The sequence below is a fragment of the Serratia sp. PGPR-27 genome (assembly GCF_022678525.1).
GTDB classification, from domain to species: Bacteria; Pseudomonadota; Gammaproteobacteria; order Enterobacterales; family Enterobacteriaceae; genus Serratia; species Serratia nematodiphila.
The window spans coordinates 83,345-102,964 of sequence record NZ_JALBYS010000017.1 but is presented as its reverse complement, the minus strand read 5'-3'; the positions used below and the strand labels follow the sequence as shown (position 1 = coordinate 102,964).

Sequence of the window (19,620 nt, the reverse complement as noted above, 5' to 3'; positions counted from 1 at the left end):
TGCGGCAAATCGCCGCACCACGGCACCATTCTGGCGGCGCGTGAAGCGGCGAATCGCTCGCAGATCGGTATCGATCAGCTGCGCTTTCGCAATCAGACCAACTCCCGACTGATCTTCAAGGGCTGACGATGACACTCGCCGCTTCGTGGCAGCTCGATAACGGTTTGGCCGTCAGGGTGATAAGCACCCCGGCCGCTGAGGGCGCCGCCGCACTGGTGTGCATCGAAGCGGGCAGCTTTCAGGCGCCTGCCGCCTGGCCCGGCCTGGCGCATCTGCTGGAGCATATGCTGTTTCGCGGCAGCGCGAACTTCAGCGCGCAAGATGGGCTGATGGGCTGGACGCAGGCGGCCGGTGGCCGGCTAAACGCCACCACCCAGGCCACGCAAACCGCGTTTTTCTTTGAAGTGGGCGCTGCCCCTCTGGCGGAGGGGTTGGCTCGGCTGAGCGATATGCTCGCCGCCCCGCAGCTGGCGGCTGAGGCAATCGCCCAGGAGATCGAGGTCATCGACGCCGAATACCGCCTGCTGCGCGCCGACGGTGAAACCCGCTGCGAAGCGGCGCAGCGGCAGATGTTCAGCGGATTTGACGCGCTGCATCGCTTTCATATCGGCAGCCGCGCCGCTTTCGGCAGCGATATTTCCGCATTGCAGCAGGCGTTGCGGCAGTTTCACCACCACTATTACCGCGCACCGAACATGACGCTGTGGCTGCAAGGCCCGCAATCGCTCGAGCACCTGCATGCGCTGGCACAGCGCTACGGTGGCGGCTTGCCGTCGGGCAGCGCCACGCCGCCCGAGACATTGCCGCCGCTGGCCGCCGGACAAGATTACACGCTGTCTCTTCCCGGCGCGCCGCAGCTGCGGCTGGTGTTTGCCCTGCCGCACTGCCGTTCACGCGGCTGGCTGCGACGGCTTGAGCGTTTATTGCTGGACGATGCCCCAGGCGGGCTGCTGGCACGGCTGCGCGCGCACGCGTGGGGTGACGCCGTTCGTCTGGATTATGCCCGCTGCGGCGAAAACAGCGCCCTGCTGAGTTTTATTTTCACCGTCAATCACGGCTCGGCGTCTGAGGCCGCCCATATCGAAAGCGCCTTGCTAGCATGGCTGCAGGCCCTGAACGCGCTGACACCGGGCCAGCTCGAGCATTTCGGGCAACTGGCGAACCGCGATTTTCACCGTTTGGCGCCGCTCGATCAGCTGCGGGCCAGGGCATTGGGGCTGCCGCCGACGGAACAGCATGACGACTGGACACGGCAACTCGCTATGCTGATGGCAGCGCCGCGCCGCCGCCTGGCCGTGCTGCCCGAGGGGGGCGGTGAAACGCGCGAAATCCAAGGGCTGCCGCTGACCCTTGGCCCCTTCGTCGGCGCCGCGCTGACGCCTACAGCGGAGCCTTTCCGCTTTTTCTCCGCTTCGGCGGCGCTGCCGATACCGCCCTTGCCGGCCGGCCAGGCGCCGCTGCAGCATCTACGTTCCGGCGAGGCGCAGCCGGTGCTGTTGCTGCGCCCATCGTCGCATGGCTCACTCAGCGAAGAACAGGCCTGTGGTTTGCAGGCGGCATTGCGCCCCGGAGCGGCCGAGTTAGCGCATCGGGAGGGACATTTAAGCGTCGAACGCCACCAGGGTGTGTGGCTGCTGCAGCTGGCGGGCAGCCACGGGCTGATCTGCCACGGCCTGAACGTCGTGAACCGGGCCCTGGCGGCGCCGTCGTCGGCCGTCATCAACGAGGCGGCGAGAAACCTGCGCCACGCGCAGTTAAAACAACAAAACGATATCGCCATTCGCCGCCTGTTAGCCCAATTGCCGGCGGCGTTGAACGTCTCTACGGCAACGGCGCCACACTGGCATGCCACCCTGGTCGGCGGCGATGGCGAGTTAAAACGGCGGCTGTCACATTTGCTGTATGACTTCCCCTACGCCATAACGGCTGAGCCGCAAACGCCGCCGCGTTTACCTCCTCCTGTCACGCTGACGGAAAGCGGCGCCGAACACGCCTTGCTGCAGTTTTACCCGCTGCAAAGCGATGAAGCTGAAGGCCGCTGGGCGCTGCGCGTGCTGGCCCGGCTTTACGCGCCGCGCTATTTTCAGCGGCTGCGCGTGGAACGCAACGTGGGCTACGTGGTGCAATGTGCCTTCCACCGCTGCACCCATGCCGAAGGCCTGCTGTTCGCGCTGCAATCCCCGACGTTCACCGCGGAACAGCTGCGGCAGTTAACCGACGAATTCTTGCAGCAGATGCATCATGAGCTGACGTACGTTAGCGTTGGTGAGCTGGAGCAAACGCAACAGGCGCTGCAACAAAACTTGCAACGCCTCAGCGCCGAGCCGTTGCAACGCGCGCGGGAGATTGCGTTGGAAAATCGCGCGACCATTGCTGCCGCTGCGCCAATCACGCTGACACAACTGTTGCACTGGCAGCAGCGGCTGTTCGTTGCCGGCTGATATTGCGCCGGTGTCCACCCGACGCAATATAAACGCAGCAAGACAACGAATAACCAAGGGAACGATATCTCAGAAAATCGTGAGCGGAGCGACGTGAAACGTGATGACCGCGTTCAGAAGCGCCGGCCGAGGGATAAGAAGGCGTTGTTGGCTAGTTATTTCTCTTCAAGATCTTTCCTGTCTCAGCCCAGATTTGACTACGGTAATGATCGTCTTCCTGAGAGAAGAAAAGTACGGTTAGCCCATCCTTGTCCAACAGCGCAATGCCATCGGGGGCGGGACGCCATGCGGCAGGCTCTTGCGGCAATACGTCGGGCGTGCAATCAGACAAGAATTTCAGGCTATAGCCGCCAGCCGAATCCACACTCTCCGTGTTGAGCTGCACAACACAAGATTTTGATTTATCACTGACCGTCCACTGCCCGGATAGCGTTTCGGCGGAAGGTAAAACCAGGCTGCTTGCCATAGAGACTCCTGAAAACAAGAATATTATTCCGACAAGAATAAATTTATACATAGGTGGCCCATGTGAAACGGTGGGCATCATCGCCCACCGTTGCCATTTTAAACGATAAAATCAACAGCGACGTCAGCCTGTCCAACGATGTGCACCAGGAAGTCTGGATTTGCACCGCCCTGGATGTTGAAGGCCAGTTCACTCAGATTGTTCTGGCTATCATAGGACAATAGCGCCTCACCGGCCTGCCCGCTGAAATGATCGACGAACTGAATGAAATCACTGCCCTTATCGCCTTGGTTGAAGAAGGACAGATCGATCTTGTCCTTGCCTGACTCAAAGTCCCAAATTGTATCAGGTGCCTGAACAGGCGAGTCATTAAGATCAGAGAAGACAAAAATGTCATTACCGTCTCCTCCCCATAATTGATCCTGACTAGCCCCGCCGTAAATAACATCATTGCCGGCGCCGCCTTTGAGCGTATTGTCTGCGTGATTCCCAACGATGATGTCATTACCTGAGCCCCCTATCGCGTTTTCGATGGTGACACCGGCAGCGATGGAAACATTCCCTTTTAATCCCCCGACGTCGGAGAAAGCGCCTTCGTTCAAGTTGATACGTTGATTTTGGCTATACCCCGAGAAATCAAGGGTATCATTACCACCTGCATCCCAGACAGACATCACCAGCTTGTCGTGGCTGCCCTTGAGTGTATAGAAGTCTCGGTCTGTATTTGAATTAAACCCGTAAACGGTGTCGCCGGTTCGGGTGGTCATGTTGGCACCGTAAAGATGTTGGATGGCCGCGATATCATCAACCAGCGGTGCAGCGGCATAGTAGTGGCCATGATCCGCATCGGTAATGGATTCATTCCAGTAACTCATTACGCTAAACTGCCGGGTATCTTCGGCGTAAACTGCCTTGGTATAATTTGGGCTTCCTTGCCCCGCATTATACGTTCCCGGATGATCTAACCCGAGAGTATGGCCAACTTCGTGGGTAATGGTTAAACGGCCGTAATTACCCAGCTCAGGATGCAAGTTTTCAGAATGGTTCTTAATATTATACCAACTTTGCCCATCAGAATTGTATCCTCTGTAGTCATTGCCATTATATGAGAATGGTTTCAAGGCATACGCTTGCCCTTTTCCCTCATAATTCCCAAAAGTAATATTGGAAGGTTGATCCGATGCCACTTCGACAAACTTTAGGTTGGCAACATCGGCCCAGGATTGCAAAGATAACTTCGCCTGCTCTTGTTGATGTTGCGTGAACGCACTTAGCCCCGTATCGCGTTCTGAGGAGCGGTGGCCCAGGTTCAGTTCGTTATATTCCCAATCCGGGAATGAATAGGTCACCGTCGCATCTTTGCCCGTGACGTGAACGCCATTCCAGGTTTTATCGCTGCGCGCGATCTGCAACCCCGCATCATTTATGTCATAGGACGGTTTATTATTGATCGTCAAACCATTCCCGCGCTCATGGTAGTGAATAAGATCGTTAACACTGTCCCAACCTGTTTTGTTTCCATTCATGGTATTACCCATAGCTTTCTCCACAAAGAAGCTAGTATTAATATGACATCCGAAATGTCTCTTGGGGTTAATCAAAGTCCTGAGAATAGCGGTAACCCGATACGCCCCATTCTTTTTGCCAATTCCTTTACACCCAGAGAGTAAATTTAATTTTAACCGCCCGAGGCCTCCTTACCCATGATTGAGAACGTATGCAACTCCGTGAGATCGCGATATATCCGCGAAAAATGCGTGGAAATAATAGACCGCCTTGATCCGGCCATGGCTTAAATACCGAGATCTGCTGGTTGAGGCTAAGTGAAGATGCCGCCCAAGAGGCCTGATGACAACTGCCGTTCGATACATTGTCTCGTTGCCAGAGACCACAGCAGACGTGGTCTCGTGTGATGAACGTTGCCTGTCATCCGAACCGCTACCTGGGGATCATTACGTGAATGCATTTGCGACACCATCCAGTTTTGCTAATGATTATCATTCGCGAGGCTATCTCACACGTCAGCAAAGTGTCAACAGATGAAACAAAACATTTCTTGATTTATATCATCACTTTTCTCGTCATCGCCCGGGAACCGTGCTTTGGCGCCTGTTAAAACGTGCATGAAATGGTGAGCATCACCGCCATAAGCGAGGATTTCTTCAGCATTGGTGCATAGCGCAAGCAAAATGCCGAGCGCAACAACAGCATGGCAGCTAAACATTTCGCCACATTGAAACATCAATATTGATTACTTTTTCAGACAGTAAAACATCGTGGTCGGAGCACTTATTTTTCGATGCAATATAAGAGGGGCTTATAAATAACAGGAGTATTCCTAATGCGTTCTTGCGTAATCTATTTCATGCTACCAGGCTGGTTCTTAGCCGCGCCCGCTGGCTATTCCCATTTTCATTGGCAATGACTATATTGAAAGAGGCTCTGCTATAGAGCAAGAATATGGGTAATTTTCCGAGGAAATACCGCATGACCCTGTTGCCCAAGCAGAGTAATAACAAAAATCCTATTGATCTCTATAGCGAAATCGTAGACGACTTGCCGGGTCTGATTTGCTTCGGCAACCGCCTTGGCGGTTACTTCAATAAGCAGTGGCGCGACTATACCGGCGCCATCGCCGGTGAGCACGCCGCCACAGACTGGCTCGATGCACTGCATCCCGACGATCGCGATCGCTTGGCCGCGCAATGGCGCCAGGCGATCGTTGCCCTCTCCTCGTTCGCCGGCGAAGCCCGTCTGCGCGAGCGCAGCGGCGCCTACCGGTGGTTTATGCTGGCGTTTAACGCCCGTCAGGACGGCATGGCGCAGGAGCCCAGCTGGTACCTCACCGCCACCGACATCCATCCGCAAATGCTGCAACGCCAGCAAAACGTTCAGGCGCTCTCTATCCAGCAAGACATGCTGGACGCCAGCGTCGACTGCATCAAAGTGATCAATCACGACGGCACGCTGCGCCACATGAATCGCTCCGGCAGCCTGGCGCTCGGTCTTGATCCGGCGCAAAAAGAGTTTGGCATGCCCTGGCTGGGGCTGCTGTCCCCCGAGATCCGTCGCCGCGGCAGCAAGGCGCTGCGCAACGTCAGAGCCGGAAAAAATGCGCGCTTCACCGGATTGAGCGTGACGCCGCAGGGTAAAAAACAGCACTGGGACAACATTCTCACACCGGTCAGCGATGAACACGGCGCCGTGGCCGAGATCTTGTGCGTTTCGCGCGACGTGACGTCGCAACGCGTGATGGAACAACGTCTGTTGCTCGCCAGCGAATATGACGAATTGACCGGCCTGCCCAACCGGCGCTTATTCAAGAAAAAGCTGAAGCAAGAGATGAAGCGCGCCCTGCACGGCAAAAAGTCGCTTGGGCTGATGCTGCTGGATCTTGACCACTTCAAGCTGGTGAACGACACGCTGGGCCACGCGGCGGGCGACCATCTGCTGCGGATCTTGGGTAAAAGGCTCAGCGCCTGCATGAATGCGCATTCGTTCGTCTCCCGCCTCGGCGGCGACGAGTTCGCCGTGGTGATCAGCGATGTCGAAAACGAGCAGGATATTTTCCGCATCGCTAACAAGTTTCTGCTGCAGTTGGAGACGCCGATCACCCACGGCGGCAAGACGCTGCATTGCGGCATGAGCATCGGCGGCGCCATCTATCCCAAAGACGCTCGCGACGCTTCGGAGCTGATGAAATGCGCCGATACCGCGTTGTATGAACTGAAAGACGGCGGCCGCGGCGGCGTCTACATGTTCGATCGCAAGATGATGGACAAAGCGCGCGCCCGCGCCAGCCAGCTCAACTACGCGCGCCAGATCGTACGCGACAACTGCATCCGCCCCAGCTACCAACCGAAAGTCTGCCTGATCGACGGCAGCATCGTCGGCTTTGAAGCGCTGCTGCGCTGGCACTGCCCGCAAAACGGCGTACAGCTGCCGGCGACGGTAAGCGAGGCGTTTAACGACTACGAATTGGCAACCAAGATCAGCGAAGCCATGCAGCTGAAAGTCTTCGCCGATATCGCCCGCTGGCGCGCGGCCGGCGTGGCGGTACGGCCTATTTCGCTGAATGTGTCGCCGATAGAGTTTTTACGCGACAACTACGCCGAAACCTTCCTGCAACGTCTGCTGAAGTTCCGCATTCCCCATCACCTGATCGAACTGGAAGTGACCGAACACGCGTTCAACAAGCACGGTTCGAAATACGTACTGCGCGCGCTGCAAATGCTCAAAGAGATGGGTATCCGCATCGCGCTGGACGACTTTGGCACCGGCCACTCCTCATTCAGCCATATCATGGATTACCCGCTGGACTGCATTAAGCTGGACTGCGACTTTATTCAACGCATGAACACCGAACCGGCGATCCTGGCGATCGTGGAAAGCATCGGCATTCTCGGTCAAAAACTGTCGATCGATATCATCGCCGAAGGCGTGGAAACCGAGCAACAGCGCCAAACACTGTGCGAAGCCGGTTTCCATATCGGCCAGGGTTTTCTGTTCAGCCGGGCGGTGGAGTCCCAGCAGGTGCCCGAGTTGCTGCAGGCTATGCCGCAGTTTGTCGAGGGCCGCTAAGCGCCCTGCCGTTCGCCGAACGGCGCCAGCTTCATGCCGACCAGCGTCACCACGCAGATGATCGCCCCGGCGTAAAAGGTGGAGGCGGAACCGAACAGTTCCCACAGGGTTCCGGCGCCGAGACTCGCCAGCAGCAATGCCACGCCACCGATCAGATTGAACATGCCGAACGCGGTGCCGCGCAGGTGCGCCGGCGCAGTGTGCGCCACCATCGCCGCCAACAGTCCCTGCGTCATGCCCATGTGCACGCCCCACAGCGCCACGCCAAACAGCACCCCGCCCCAATGATCGCTCAGCGCCAATACCAGATCGGCGGCGATCAGCACCAGCAGCCCGGCTTTCAGCAATCCTTCATGGCTCATGCGGTCGGACAATTTACCGAACGGATAGGCCGAACAGGCGTAGACCAGATTCATGGCGACCATCACCAGCGGGATCAGCGCCAGCGGCGTGCCGCCCTGCTGCGCCTTCAACACCAGGAACGCTTCACTGAAACGCGCCAGCGTAAAGATCGCGCCGATGCTCACCACCCACCAATAGCTGCGCCCCAGCAGCCGCAGGTTGGCGCGGGTGATCGGGTTGGTGCGCTTGTGGATTATCGCGGTGGCCGGCTCTTTCAGGCCGAAAAACAGCAGCGCAATCGCCAGCGCCGCCGGGATCGCCGCCACCCAGAAGATGGCGCGAAAATCGTTGTGCCACAGCAGCATCAGGCCGACGGCCAGCAGCGGCCCTAAAAAGGCACCGACGGTATCCAGCGACTGGCGTAGCCCGAAAGCCGCGCCGCGGATCTCCGGCGGCGTCACGTCGGCCACCAGGGCATCGCGCGGCGCCCCGCGGATGCCTTTGCCCACGCGATCCAGCAGGCGCGCGCTCATCACCATGCCGGACGACGACGCGATGGCGAAAAACGGTTTGCTGATGGCGCCCAGCCCGTAGCCCAGCAGCGCCAGCCCCTTGCGTTTGCCGAGGTAATCGCTGAGCACGCCGGAGAACACCTTGACGATCAACGCCGTCGCCTCCGCCAGCCCTTCGATCAACCCGATGACGATCACGCTGGCACCGAGCGTCGTCGCCATAAACAGCGGCAACAGGCTATGGATCATCTCCGAGGAAACGTCCATCAGCAGGCTCACGCCACCCAATACCCACACGCCGCGCGGTATGCGGCCCAACGTAGCGAAACGCGACGACATGGTGCATCCTCGATCGATTCAGCGCCGCCAGAGGCGCCTCATGATTTTTCCAAGATTGGTTAGTTGATTTTGTTCGTTCACAGATCTGCCGCCTTTAGAGATAGTGCAACGACCGTGTGACACCCATAATAATGAAGGTAATTAACATAATGATATATAGCAAAAAGATGATAGTGATTGCGGCGCTGCTGAGTTTTTCCGCCGCCGCCGCACCAGGCGTGGATCTCGTCGCCAACGAAACGCCGATCCACACGGTGAAGAGCGCCGAAGCCGTGGCCAAAATCCCCGCCGGCTTCCGGTTCGTGGAACCCGGCACGCTGACGGTTGCCATTTCTCTGCTGGGCAGCGGCCCGCCGTTCGGCCTGTACGCCCGCGACAATAAAACGGTGATTGGCAGCGAGGCGGACATTGCGCGCCTGGTGGCCGACGGTTTGGGGTTAAAACTCAAGCTGGTGCCCACCTCGTGGGAAGACTGGCCGCTGGGGGTGGCCTCCGGCAAATATGACGCCGCGGTTTACAACATCACCGTGACCAACGAACGCAAGACCAAATTCGATTTCGCCACCTATCGGCAGGATACGCTGGGTTTCTACGTCAAATCCGACAGTAAAATCACCCAGATCAAAACCGCGCCGGATATCGCCGGTAAAAAGATCATCGTCGACTCCGGCACCAATCAGGAAGCGGTGCTGCTGGCCTGGGACAAAGAGAACCGCGCCAAGGGGCTGGCGCCGCTGCAGCCGGTGTATGTCACCGACAAGGCCGCCTCCACGCTGGCTATTCAGTCCGGCCGCGCCGACGCCACCTTCGGGCCCAACGTTTCCGGCGCTTATCAGGCGCGACTGACCGGCAAAACCCGGCTGGTGGGCATCGTGCCCGGCGGCTGGCCGAAGACCGCCAACATCGCCGTCACGCTGAAGAAAGGCAACGGCCTGGTGGACGCGGTGCAGGCTTCGCTCAACAGCGCCATCGCCAACGGCAGCTATCTGCAGGTGCTGGATCGCTGGGCGGAGAGCGACGAGAAGATTGCCCATTCCGAGATTAACCCGCCGGGGCTGGGGGATTGAGAGAGCAACAGGCCCCGCGCAGCGGGGCCTTATCGCCGCTCAATCGCGCCGCCTTATTCCGCCGCCGTTTTCTGCCTCCCCAGCTTGCGGTACAGCGTGCTGCGTGAAACGCCGAGCGCCTTCGCCGCCCGGCTGAGATTGCCGCCCGCCCTGTCGATCGCCGCCTGCAGCGCCCCCAGATCGGTATCGGCGTTCTCTTGCCGCGGCGCCAGCACCGCGATGGACTGAGGAAGATCGTCCAGGGTAAGCACCGCATGATCGTCCGCCAGCGCCAGCAGCACCTTGAGCGTGCTCAACAGTTGCCGCACGTTGCCGGGCCACGGATAGCGCGCCAGCATCGCCAGCGCCTCCGGCAACAGACGAATGTCGCGCCGCTCGCCGCCCAGCTCTCGCCACAGCTGCAAAATGAAGGCTTCCAGCTGCGCCCGCTCTCTGAGCGGCGGAATGCGCAGGCTGTATTCCTGTATGCGGTACAGCAAATCCTCGCGAAACGCCCCCGCCTCTACCTGCCGATGCAGATCGTGGTGCGTGGCGCAGACCAGCGCGAATTCGACCGGATAAGCGCTGCGGCTGCCGAGCGGGGTGACCGTTTTTTCCTGTAATACCCGCAGCAGGCGCGTTTGCAGACCCGCCGGCATGTCGCCGATTTCATCGAGAAACAGCACGCCGCCGTCCGCCTCGCGGATCTTGCCGATGTAGCCTTTCGGATTGGCGCCGGTAAACGCCCCCGGCGCATAGCCAAACAGTTCGGATTCGATCAGCGGCTCAGGCAGCGCCGCGCAGTTGATCGCCACGAAGTTGCCGTTGCGCCAGCGGCTCTCTTGAAACAGGCGGCGGCTGAAATGCTCTTTACCGCAGCCGGTTTCGCCGGTCACGCACAGCGAAAGGCCGGCGTTGAGAATGCGCAGCGCTTTCTGATGCTGCTCGTCGTGCCGTTCCGCCGGCGGCGCAGAACGCAGAGCGCTGACGCGGCGCTGCGGCGCCTCAAGCAACGAATAATAGTGCTGTTGATTGCCGGCCAGCGTCTGGCGCGGTGCCCCGGAAGGCTGTCGCAACAGATCGGGAAACAGCTGGGTGAACTCAACGGAGCCGAATGAGGCCGACGAGAGCTGGAACTCCATCATCGCCAGTCGATTGGCGGCGATCAGCACTTCGTCGTGAAACACCAGCAGCAGCTCTTGCGCGCTGCCCAGGCAGCGGGCATCGGCGTGCAGACGCAGCGTCCAGTGGCGGTCGGCGATCGCGCTTCTGACCCAGCGGTGTTCGATATGCCGCACCGCCTGCATGATCAGGCGCTGTGCATCGCGGTACGGGCGCTGCGCGGGTGCGGAGAGATCCAGTATGCCGGCAATGCGGCCATCCGGCCGATAGATCGGTGCGGCGGTGCAGTTCAATCCGGCATTTTGGTTGAGAAAATGCTGGTCGCCGCGCACTTCGCAGAACGCACCCAGCGCCAGCGCGGTGCCGATGGCGTTGGTGCCCCGCTCCGCTTCTCCCCACTGGTTGCCCGGCGCCAGCGCAAAGCGCGACGCCTTATGCAGAAAGTCGGTATTGCCGCGGGTTTCCAGCACCAGCCCGTCGGCGTCGGCGATCACCACAATGGCGGGCTGGCGCGTAATTTGCGCGCCCAGCTGCTCGATCAGCGGCTGTACCCGCTGCGGCACCCAATCGTTGCGGCTGCGCAGCTCTTCGAGCAATCCGGCTTTGATAAACGGGATATGTTGATCGGTGCGCGTCAAGCCATAACCCTGGCTGCGTTGCCAGGATTCCGCCAACGGCTGGGTCAGCAAGCTGGCGCCCTCTGCGGGCAAGCGGTCGTCAGACAACATGCGTTTCTCCCCCGTTCGCGAGTGTTGCAAATGTGTATCATAAATGTGTATCAGGCGTTGCGACACGGGACACAAAAAATCATCGGCGACGGCGGCGCCACCCGAAGTTCTCAGCCCTCTCAATGCTTAAGGTTTTAATAACTCGTTCTTTTTTTTACGGATGCTACCTCTGTCGCTAATCTGGCACGCGCCGTGCTTCTCTTTACTGCGGCGACATGCCGCATTCACAGGCGCAGCCCAATAGCGCCGCTTTTCATCTGCAGAGAGGTGCTTAACATGAAATATGTCCACCCCGGTTTGCCTGGCTCGCTGGTTTCGTTCCGCAAACGCTATGGCAACTACATTGGCGGCAAATTCGTCGAACCGGTATCCGGCAACTACTTCACCAACACCTCGCCGGTGACCGGCCAGCCGATCGCCGAATTCCCGCGTTCCGACGCCAAAGACATCGAGCTGGCGCTTGACGCGGCGCATGCGGCGGCGGACGCCTGGGGTAAAACCAGCGTGCAGGAGCGTTCCAACGTGCTGCTGGCGATCGCCGATCGCATCGAATCGCGGCTGGAGATGCTGGCGCTGACCGAAACCTGGGACAACGGCAAACCGATCCGCGAAACCCTGAATGCCGATCTGCCGTTGGCGGTCGACCATTTCCGTTACTTCGCCGGTTGCCTGCGCGCGCAGGAAGGCACCGCGGCGGAGATCGACCAGAACACCGTGGCCTACCATATCTATGAACCGCTGGGCGTGGTCGGCCAGATCATTCCGTGGAACTTCCCGCTGCTGATGGCCGCCTGGAAACTGGCGCCAGCGCTGGCGGGCGGTAACTGCGTGGTGCTGAAACCGGCGGAACAAACGCCGCTCGGCATCAGCGTGCTGATGGAAGAGATCGGCGATCTGCTGCCGCCGGGCGTGCTCAACGTAGTGCAAGGTTTTGGCGCCGAGGCCGGCGAAGCGCTGGCGCGCAGCAAACGCATTGAAAAAATCGCCTTCACCGGCTCCACGCCGGTCGGCCGCCATATCCTCGCCTGTGCGGCGGAGAACATCATCCCCAGCACCGTCGAGCTGGGCGGAAAATCGCCGAACATTTATTTTGAAGACATCATGCAGGCGGAACCGGAGTTTATCGACAAAGCGGTTGAGGGGCTGGTGCTGGGCTTCTTCAACCAGGGGGAGGTGTGCACCTGCCCTTCACGCGCGCTGATCCAGGAATCCATCTACCCGCAGTTTATGGAGAAAGTGCTGGCGCGTATCGCTACCATCCGCCAGGGCGATCCCTTCGACACCGAGACCATGATCGGCGCCCAGGCGTCAAAACAGCAGTACGACAAGATCCTGTCCTATATCGAGATCGCTAAAAACGAGGGAGGCAAAATCGTTGCGGGCGGCGAGCCCGCCCAGCGCGGCGACGAAGTGCAAAACGGTTTCTACCTGCAGCCGACGCTGATTACCGGCAACAACAGCATGCGTTTCTTCCGCGAGGAGATCTTCGGGCCGGTGATTGGCGTCACCACCTTTAAGGATGAGGCCGAAGCCCTGGCGCTGGCCAACGACACCGAGTTTGGGCTGGGCGCCGGGCTGTGGACCCGCGACATCAACCGCGCTTACCGCATGGGCCGCGCGATCAAGGCCGGGCGCGTGTGGACCAACTGCTATCACCTGTACCCGGCGCACGCCGCGTTCGGCGGCTACAAGAACTCCGGCATCGGACGCGAAACCCACAAGGCGGCGCTGTCGCACTATCAACAGGTGAAAAACCTGCTGGTCAGCTACGACGCCAAGCCGCTGGGCCTGTTCTGAATCCGGCGTAATGACAAGAAGGCCACCCGCAGGTGGCCTTCTTTTTTCGCGTGGCCTACTTCGTCATGCCGAGATCGATCACCATGCGACCGCGAATGGTGCCCGCCTTCATCTCGTCGAAGATGGCGTTGATATCCCCCAGCGGCCGCTTGGTCACTTTCGGCGTCACCTTGCCTTCGGCGGCGAACTGGAACGCCTCCTTCAGATCTTCGCGTGTGCCCACCAGCGAACCCACCACCTGAATGCCGTCCAGCACCAGGCGCGGAATGCTCAGATCCATGCTCTCCGGCGGCAGCCCCACGGCCACCACTTTACCGCCGGCGCGCACCGCATTCACCGCCGAGTTGAAGGCGGCTTTCGCCACCGCCGTCACCACCGCCGCGTGAGCGCCGCCGGTTTGCTGCTGAATGATCTCCTCCGCGTTTTGCGTTTTGGAGTTGATGGTCAGATCGGCGCCGATCTGTTTGGCGAACTCCAACTGACCGTCGTTGACGTCGATGGCGATCACTTTGGCGTTAAACACGTTCTTGGCATACTGCAGCGCCAGGTTGCCCAGCCCGCCCAAGCCGTAGATGGCGATCCACTGCCCCGGTTTGATATCGGAAATCTTCACCGCCTTGTAGGTGGTGACGCCGGCGCAGGTGATGCTGCTGGCGGCGAAAGAATCGAGCCCATCCGGCACTTTCACCGCGTAGTCCGCCACCACGATGCACTCTTCCGCCATGCCGCCGTCAACGCTATAGCCGGCGTTTTTCACCGAGCGGCACAGGGTCTCGTTGCCGCTGACGCAGTATTCGCAATGGCCGCACCCCTGGTAAAACCAGGCGACGCTGGCGCGGTCACCCACTTTTAACGAGGTGACGCCCTCACCGACGGCGGAGACCACGCCGATGCCCTCATGCCCCAACGTAATGCCCGGCACCTCACCGAAATCGCCATTTTTCACGTGCAAATCGGTGTGGCACACCCCGCAACACTCCATTTTCAACACCGCTTCGCCGTGCTTCAGCGGGCGCAGCACTTTATCCTGAATGTCTACGGTATGGTTTTTCGTCACTACGGCAGCTTTCATGGTGTTTTCCTTAGCAGAGTGGGAAGTACAGTTGTTAATGTAGTGACTGTATTCGGTGAGGGCAAGTGCCACCTGTTTTGTGTAAAAACAAATAATTAAATATGAATCAGTCTGCTTATTTCATAAAAAACCATTAACAGACGGCGCGATCGCCTTGAGGTTGGCAGCCGTGAACGATCGCGCCTCCACGGCTTGATTTACCCCTTGAAGCGATTAACAGGGATTTTGAGGTAATGCCGCCCATCATCTTCGCAATCTGGCAGAACGCCGCCGCGAATATTGACCTGCAGCGCCATCAGCATCAATTCCGGATGCGGCAACGTGGCGTCTCGCTGCTTTCTTTGCGTGATAAATTGGGCTTTATCCATGTTGGCCACCCAGGGGTTGTTCTCGCGCTGCTCTCGCACGGTGCTTTCCCAGCGGGCCTCACGCCCCGCCGGGCGATAATCATGGCCGGTAAACAGGCGGGTATCCGCTGGCAGGCTCAAGATCCGCTGCAACGAATCCCACAGGGCTTCCGCATTTCCGCCGGGAAAATCGGCCCTTGCGGTGCCGCTGTCCGGCATGAAAAACGTATCGTGAATAAACGCCGCATCGGCGATGTGATAAGTGACGGACGCCAGGGTGTGGCCAGGAGACAGCAAGACTTCAGCACGCAGGTTGCCGATAAAAAAGACGTCCCCATCCGCAAACAGCGCATCCCACAGGGTCTCGGCAGGAGGCAATTCTTTCAAATTATAGATGTCTTGCCACAGCCCCTGCACGGCGGTAATTTTTTCGCCTATGCCGGTGAGGGCGCCGGTTTTCTGCGCCAGCCAGGTGGCGGCAGAAAAATGGTCGGCATGCGGGTGCGTATCCAGCACCCAGGCCACTCCCCATCCTTGCTGCTGGATAAAGCTTAAAATGGTGCGGGCCTGCTGATGCGAGACCGTGCCCGATCGGCGATCAAAATCCAGCACCGGGTCGATGATGGCGCAGCGACGCGCTGCGGGATCGGCGACGACATACTGCAGGCTGCCGCTTTCCGGCTCATAAAACGCGTGCACTTCCGCGTGAGGCTGAACGGCCTGATGCCGGCCATACCAGCCCAGCGCCTTATCGGCATCGGCGCCATACTCTGCGCACTGGCTGCGGAATTGCGCTTCGTCTATCTGGCCTTCGCGCAGCGCATACAGCAGGGAAAGGCAGGCAGAACGCGCTCCGCTCCTGCAATGCGCCAGGGTCTTCTCACCCCGCCGCAACAGGTAATGGAAGATATAAACGGTCTCCCAGGTCAGCGTGTCGAATGTGTAAGGCAGATAGACGTAGCCCATTCCCCATTGCTCAGCCAATGCTTTTTCTTGTTGATGGTTAAGGTACTCGCCCGGCTCTTCATCTGGCCGATTGTTGACGATAAACCGATAGCCTTGTTGATGCAGGATGGCGAAATCATTCGCTGCGGGCGCCCCCGAAAAGGAGAGCTGATGATGGTAAGTACGGATGTGCATATTTTTTCCTTTTGTTTTATAGGCTTTTAAAAAGCATATAAAGGGCCAGCACCAACAACATGCCGGCATAGAGCACACGGATAATGTCCTCGCGTTTTTTCAGGCGCTCGGTGAGCGCCACCCCCACGACGCCCCCCAGAACACCGCCGACGATGAGCCAGCAGGTAATGACCAGCGACACCTTGCCGGACATGGCATAGCTTGCGCTTGTCGATAATCCCATGGCGGAAACCACGACCAGTGAGGTCGCCACCGCTTCAACCAGCGAAAAGCGGAAGAACCAGAGCAGCGCCGGCACCACCAAAAATCCGCCGCCGATGCCCAAAAAACCGGCCACCGCGCCCAGCGCCAGCACGCTGGGCCACACGATGGCGGGATGAAATGTCGGATGGGAGGACGGTAATCCGTTGCCTGCCCGATGATTTCTTTTCAGCGTCAATCCGGCGACAACCAGCATCAGCAGAGAGAAAGGCAGGGTTAAATGGTGCCCGTCCGTCATTTTTCCCACCTGAGAGCCCGCCAGCGTTCCCACCACCGCCACCAGCGAAACGGTAACGCCGGTCCGCCACCGGACGTTTCCTTTGGCGGCATGAACAAAAAGATTGATCAGCGCGCTAATGGCAACGGACATGGCACTGGTGCCTATAACCAAGTGCGTATCCGGGATTTTCACCATATACAGCAACAAGGGAACGCAGACGATGGATCCGCCTCCCCCGGTCAGAGCCAGGAGAAATCCGACTATTCCCCCGGTTATCACCAACAGCGTCAGGGTATAAAAAGTAAAATGGAAAAAATCCAATGCATTAATTCCCTTTCGATATTTATGGCATTTATTAACGATCAGTTTTCGTTGATTGTCAAATAACTTATTACATTTAGCTATTACATATATCCAAATCGAATATGCAATTTTTAATATAACCATAAGTTCTATAAATTATCTTTAAATCTGAGCCACAACCCCCTACTTTCTTATGAAAGGAGACCTGCATGAAACCAGAAAAAATAAACACCCTGAAGAAAGTTGTTGTTATTGGCGGTGGTTCATCTGGCATCGGCGTCATCGCAAGCTTAAGGAAGCGAGTTAAAGATGCGGATATAACTGTCGTTGAACCCAATGACTGTCATTATTACCAGCCGGCATGGACCCTGGTGGGCGGCGGGCTCTTTGATATCAATAAAACGCAGCGCGCCATGCGCGATGTTATTCCTTCTGGCGTCTCATGGCTCCAGGACAGCGTTGTCAGGGTTGATCCCAATGAAAAATATATCGAGACCCGTCAGGGTAAACGCGTAAGCTATGATTTCCTTATTGTTGCCTGCGGCCTTGTTTTACGTTGGGATAAAATAGAGGGCCTTGAAGAGACGTTAGGATTTAACGGCGTCACCTCTAATTATCGTTTTGATCTTGCAGAATACACCTGGCAACTGGTCCGGGAGATGCAAGGCGGCAAGGCGATATTTTCCCAACCCACGCTTCCCATAAAATGCGCCGGCGCGCCGCAAAAAGCCTTATATCTTTCATGCGACCATTGGCGGCGGCAAGGCGTTCTGAATAATATTAACGTCAATTTCTGCCTTGCGGGCACGGCGGTTTTCGGCATTCCGCAATTTGTCCCCCCGCTGAGCGGTTATTTGGAAAAATACCGTGCACAGGTCAACTTCAATCATAATTTAATCCGTATAGATGGCGAAAATCGGCAAGCGATATTTGCCGTGGAGACAAATGAAGAGGAAAAACGCGAGTTAACCCTGCCCTTCGATATGCTTCACGTGGTGCCGCCTCAATCAGCCCCGGCGTTTATTTCGCAAAGCGGACTCGCGGATGGCGCCGGCTGGTGCGATGTGGATAAATTGACGCTGCAACATAAGCATTGGCCGGATATTTTTGCGGTAGGCGACTGTTGCTCAACGCCAAACGCCAAAACCCTGGCGGCAGCGCGAAAGCAGGTGGTAGTGGTGGCGGAAAACGTCGCGGCACGTATTCATGGCACGCCTCTCACAGCCCATTATGATGGTTATGGTTCCTGTCCATTGACGGTCGAGAAAGGCAAAGTTGTGCTGGCGGAGTTTGGCTATGACGGTAAATTGCTGCCCACGTTTCCACTGCTCGACGCAACCCAGCCCAGCCGTATGGCCTGGTGGCTGAAAGCCTGGTTTTTACCCCGGTTTTATTGGGCGGGCATGCTGCGCGGGGTTGAATGGTTTGCCGGAAGCAAGCGGCCGTGATGCACACTCGGCTCCCCTTGTCGCTCTGGCCGCAGCAGGCGCTTGACTATTTGGCGATACACAGCCACCATCGCTTGCGAGCCAGCAGGCTGATTGCAAGCCGTCACCACTAACCGGTCGATCAACGATGAAAAACGCACCCGCCGTTACGATTCACTACTGTTCACAATGCAACTGGTTGCTGCGCGCCGGCTGGATGGCGCAAGAGCTGCTGAACACCTTCGGCGACGATCTCGCCTCCGTCACCCTGATGCCGGGCACCGGCGGGGTCTACCAAATCAGCGTCGATGGCGTGATGATTTGGGATCGCAAGATTGACGGCGGCTTCCCCGATGCGGCGCAGTTAAAGCAGCGGCTGCGCGATCACAGCTTCCCCGATCGTTCTCTCGGCCACAGCGACGGTAAAAAAGCCAGACACTGAAGGCCGTCAGCGCCCCGTCGGCGGCTGCGCGCCGAGAATGCGCGGCATTGTTTCTTTCATCATTTCCATGAATTTGCGTAAACGCGCGGGATAATAGCTGGCGTAGGGATACAACAGGTAAATAGGCAGTGGCTCAGCTCGCCACAGGGGTAACAGCGTCTGCAGAGCGCCTTGCGCCAATTCTTCTTTCACCACCCAAGACGACACGATCGCGACGCCCAGCCCTTCCAGCGCCGCCTTGCGCGCCGCATAAAGGCTGTCGGTGCTCAACCTCGGCGCGATGTCGAAACGCCGCTGTTCACCGCTGGTCGCGTGGGTCAAGACGACCTCATTACGATAAAAACTGTTTACCGCCAGCCACGGCAATGAGGCCAAATCGTCGAGATCGACGATCGCCGGTCGTTCAGCCAACAGCGCCGGTGACGCCACCGTGCTGCGCGGCACCTCCGCCAGCAACACCGCCACGACCGACGGTTCGGTCACCGCACCGACGTGAATGGCGCAATCCACCCCCTCGGGAATAAAGTCCGGAGAATGATCGTTCAGCGTCCACTCAACGTAAGTTTGCGGGTAGCGCCGCAAATACTCGCCCAACGGACCGATCAGCTGATCCTGGCCGAATGCGTGCGGCGCCCGTACGCGCAACACGCCGACCGGTTCGTCGCGCGCGCCGCCAAGCCCTTCTTCCAGGCTTTGCCATTGTTCAATCAGCCCCCGCGCCTGGCGGTAACAGCGCTCGCCGTCGTCGGTCAGTTTGAGGGCGTGGGTGGTCCGCTGGATCAGTTTGGCGCCCAGCAGCTGTTCCAATGCCTGCAGACGCCGGCTGATCGTCGGCTGCGAAGTGCCCAGCTGCTGCGCCGCCGCCGACAGGCTGCCGCTTTCGACGATGCGCACCAGCGTATGCAGCAAAGTTATGCGGTCGCCGTTAGGTAAGTTAATTTTATTCATACGTTGAGTGTATAACAGTTTTACCTGCGAGGGGGCTACAGCGGCATGAAGCAAGCGGTAAAAATGACCGCACATTCACTTTGCAG

General features: G+C 58.3%; 15 protein-coding genes and 1 pseudogene. 7 read left to right on the top strand and 9 right to left on the bottom strand.

Features of this window, described 5'->3' with window-relative positions; translation table 11 throughout:
- A pseudogene (locus MMS95_RS11665) lies at positions 1-126 on the top strand (pyrroloquinoline quinone biosynthesis protein PqqE); the annotation flags it as partial.
- A 2-nt stretch (positions 127-128) separates the two neighbouring features.
- The gene (pqqF, locus tag MMS95_RS11660; protein WP_242141716.1) at positions 129-2,441 is read left to right on the top strand and encodes a pyrroloquinoline quinone biosynthesis protein PqqF; all 2,313 of its coding nucleotides are present in this window, start codon (positions 129-131) and stop codon (positions 2,439-2,441) included.
- A 151-nt stretch (positions 2,442-2,592) separates the two neighbouring features.
- Here the strand turns inward: pqqF and MMS95_RS11655 are convergent, their stop codons facing one another.
- The 3 genes from MMS95_RS11655 to MMS95_RS11645 form a co-directional block, all read right to left on the bottom strand.
- On the bottom strand, positions 2,593-2,907 hold the full coding sequence (locus tag MMS95_RS11655; protein WP_004928502.1) for an AprI/Inh family metalloprotease inhibitor: 315 nt from the start codon (positions 2,905-2,907) through the stop codon (positions 2,593-2,595).
- Positions 2,908-3,005: 98 nt separating this feature from the next.
- Positions 3,006-4,445 (bottom strand): serralysin family metalloprotease, encoded by a 1,440-nt coding sequence (locus tag MMS95_RS11650; RefSeq protein WP_242141715.1) that lies wholly within the window; start codon positions 4,443-4,445, stop codon positions 3,006-3,008.
- 494 nt (positions 4,446-4,939) lie between these two features.
- The gene (locus MMS95_RS11645) at positions 4,940-5,131 is read right to left on the bottom strand and encodes a hypothetical protein (RefSeq protein ID WP_141241390.1); all 192 of its coding nucleotides are present in this window, start codon (positions 5,129-5,131) and stop codon (positions 4,940-4,942) included.
- A gap of 263 nt (positions 5,132-5,394) precedes the next feature.
- Here MMS95_RS11645 and MMS95_RS11640 point away from each other — a divergent pair, with 263 nt between their 5' ends.
- On the top strand, positions 5,395-7,488 hold the full coding sequence (locus tag MMS95_RS11640; RefSeq protein ID WP_242141714.1) for an EAL domain-containing protein: 2,094 nt from the start codon (positions 5,395-5,397) through the stop codon (positions 7,486-7,488).
- Here MMS95_RS11640 and MMS95_RS11635 read toward each other — a convergent pair.
- Complete coding sequence (locus MMS95_RS11635) at positions 7,485-8,681, bottom strand: MFS transporter (protein WP_242141713.1); 1,197 nt, start codon at positions 8,679-8,681, stop codon at positions 7,485-7,487. The two genes, MMS95_RS11640 and MMS95_RS11635, sit on opposite strands and share 4 nt — an antisense overlap.
- Before the next feature lie 149 nt (positions 8,682-8,830).
- Here MMS95_RS11635 and MMS95_RS11630 point away from each other — a divergent pair, with 149 nt between their 5' ends.
- Positions 8,831-9,748 (top strand): ABC transporter substrate-binding protein, encoded by a 918-nt coding sequence (locus tag MMS95_RS11630; protein WP_021504584.1) that lies wholly within the window; start codon positions 8,831-8,833, stop codon positions 9,746-9,748.
- 53 nt (positions 9,749-9,801) lie between these two features.
- Here the strand turns inward: MMS95_RS11630 and MMS95_RS11625 are convergent, their stop codons facing one another.
- A complete protein-coding gene (locus tag MMS95_RS11625; protein ID WP_075685348.1) occupies positions 9,802-11,577 on the bottom strand; it encodes a sigma-54-dependent Fis family transcriptional regulator in 1,776 nt (591 codons plus the stop codon).
- Positions 11,578-11,853: 276 nt separating this feature from the next.
- Here MMS95_RS11625 and MMS95_RS11620 point away from each other — a divergent pair, with 276 nt between their 5' ends.
- Positions 11,854-13,374: an aldehyde dehydrogenase family protein gene (locus MMS95_RS11620; RefSeq protein ID WP_015377854.1), complete on the top strand. Its 1,521-nt coding sequence runs from the start codon at positions 11,854-11,856 to the stop codon at positions 13,372-13,374.
- Between the two features lie 55 nt (positions 13,375-13,429).
- Here the strand turns inward: MMS95_RS11620 and adhP are convergent, their stop codons facing one another.
- The 3 genes from adhP to MMS95_RS11605 form a co-directional block, all read right to left on the bottom strand.
- Positions 13,430-14,446 (bottom strand): alcohol dehydrogenase AdhP, encoded by a 1,017-nt coding sequence (adhP, locus tag MMS95_RS11615; RefSeq protein WP_242141712.1) that lies wholly within the window; start codon positions 14,444-14,446, stop codon positions 13,430-13,432.
- Positions 14,447-14,643: 197 nt separating this feature from the next.
- The gene (gene blh / locus MMS95_RS11610) at positions 14,644-15,933 is read right to left on the bottom strand and encodes a bifunctional sulfur transferase/dioxygenase Blh (RefSeq protein WP_242141711.1); all 1,290 of its coding nucleotides are present in this window, start codon (positions 15,931-15,933) and stop codon (positions 14,644-14,646) included.
- 16 nt (positions 15,934-15,949) lie between these two features.
- Positions 15,950-16,735 carry a sulfite exporter TauE/SafE family protein gene (locus MMS95_RS11605; RefSeq protein WP_060559653.1) on the bottom strand — a complete coding sequence of 262 codons (786 nt, stop codon included), beginning with the start codon at positions 16,733-16,735 and terminating at the stop codon, positions 15,950-15,952.
- Between the two features lie 191 nt (positions 16,736-16,926).
- On the opposite strand from MMS95_RS11605, the gene MMS95_RS11600 reads away from it, so the two are divergent.
- Both MMS95_RS11600 and MMS95_RS11595 read left to right on the top strand, forming a co-directional pair.
- Complete coding sequence (locus MMS95_RS11600) at positions 16,927-18,165, top strand: FAD/NAD(P)-binding oxidoreductase (protein ID WP_015377851.1); 1,239 nt, start codon at positions 16,927-16,929, stop codon at positions 18,163-18,165.
- A gap of 127 nt (positions 18,166-18,292) precedes the next feature.
- Positions 18,293-18,586 carry a SelT/SelW/SelH family protein gene (locus MMS95_RS11595; protein ID WP_004928553.1) on the top strand — a complete coding sequence of 98 codons (294 nt, stop codon included), beginning with the start codon at positions 18,293-18,295 and terminating at the stop codon, positions 18,584-18,586.
- 6 nt (positions 18,587-18,592) lie between these two features.
- Here the strand turns inward: MMS95_RS11595 and MMS95_RS11590 are convergent, their stop codons facing one another.
- Positions 18,593-19,534, bottom strand: coding sequence for a LysR family transcriptional regulator (locus MMS95_RS11590; protein WP_166445102.1), 942 nt, complete (start codon positions 19,532-19,534; stop codon positions 18,593-18,595).
- Positions 19,535-19,620 lie beyond the last annotated feature (86 nt).

Excerpts from the sequence above, each read along its gene's own strand:
- blh (WP_242141711.1), bottom strand. The coding sequence starts at position 15,933 with ATGCACATCCGTACTTACCATCATCAGCTCTCCTTTTCGGGGGCGCCC.
- MMS95_RS11630 (WP_021504584.1), top strand. The coding sequence starts at position 8,831 with ATGATATATAGCAAAAAGATGATAGTGATTGCGGCGCTGCTGAGTTTT.
- adhP (WP_242141712.1), bottom strand. The coding sequence starts at position 14,446 with ATGAAAGCTGCCGTAGTGACGAAAAACCATACCGTAGACATTCAGGAT.
- pqqF (WP_242141716.1), top strand. The coding sequence starts at position 129 with ATGACACTCGCCGCTTCGTGGCAGCTCGATAACGGTTTGGCCGTCAGG.
- MMS95_RS11595 (WP_004928553.1), top strand. The coding sequence starts at position 18,293 with ATGAAAAACGCACCCGCCGTTACGATTCACTACTGTTCACAATGCAAC.
- MMS95_RS11635 (WP_242141713.1), bottom strand. The coding sequence starts at position 8,681 with ATGTCGTCGCGTTTCGCTACGTTGGGCCGCATACCGCGCGGCGTGTGG.
- MMS95_RS11640 (WP_242141714.1), top strand. The coding sequence starts at position 5,395 with ATGACCCTGTTGCCCAAGCAGAGTAATAACAAAAATCCTATTGATCTC.
- MMS95_RS11645 (WP_141241390.1), bottom strand. The coding sequence starts at position 5,131 with ATGTTTAGCTGCCATGCTGTTGTTGCGCTCGGCATTTTGCTTGCGCTA.
- MMS95_RS11625 (WP_075685348.1), bottom strand. The coding sequence starts at position 11,577 with ATGTTGTCTGACGACCGCTTGCCCGCAGAGGGCGCCAGCTTGCTGACC.
- MMS95_RS11650 (WP_242141715.1), bottom strand. The coding sequence starts at position 4,445 with ATGGGTAATACCATGAATGGAAACAAAACAGGTTGGGACAGTGTTAAC.
- MMS95_RS11620 (WP_015377854.1), top strand. The coding sequence starts at position 11,854 with ATGAAATATGTCCACCCCGGTTTGCCTGGCTCGCTGGTTTCGTTCCGC.
- MMS95_RS11590 (WP_166445102.1), bottom strand. The coding sequence starts at position 19,534 with ATGAATAAAATTAACTTACCTAACGGCGACCGCATAACTTTGCTGCAT.
- MMS95_RS11600 (WP_015377851.1), top strand. The coding sequence starts at position 16,927 with ATGAAACCAGAAAAAATAAACACCCTGAAGAAAGTTGTTGTTATTGGC.
- MMS95_RS11655 (WP_004928502.1), bottom strand. The coding sequence starts at position 2,907 with ATGGCAAGCAGCCTGGTTTTACCTTCCGCCGAAACGCTATCCGGGCAG.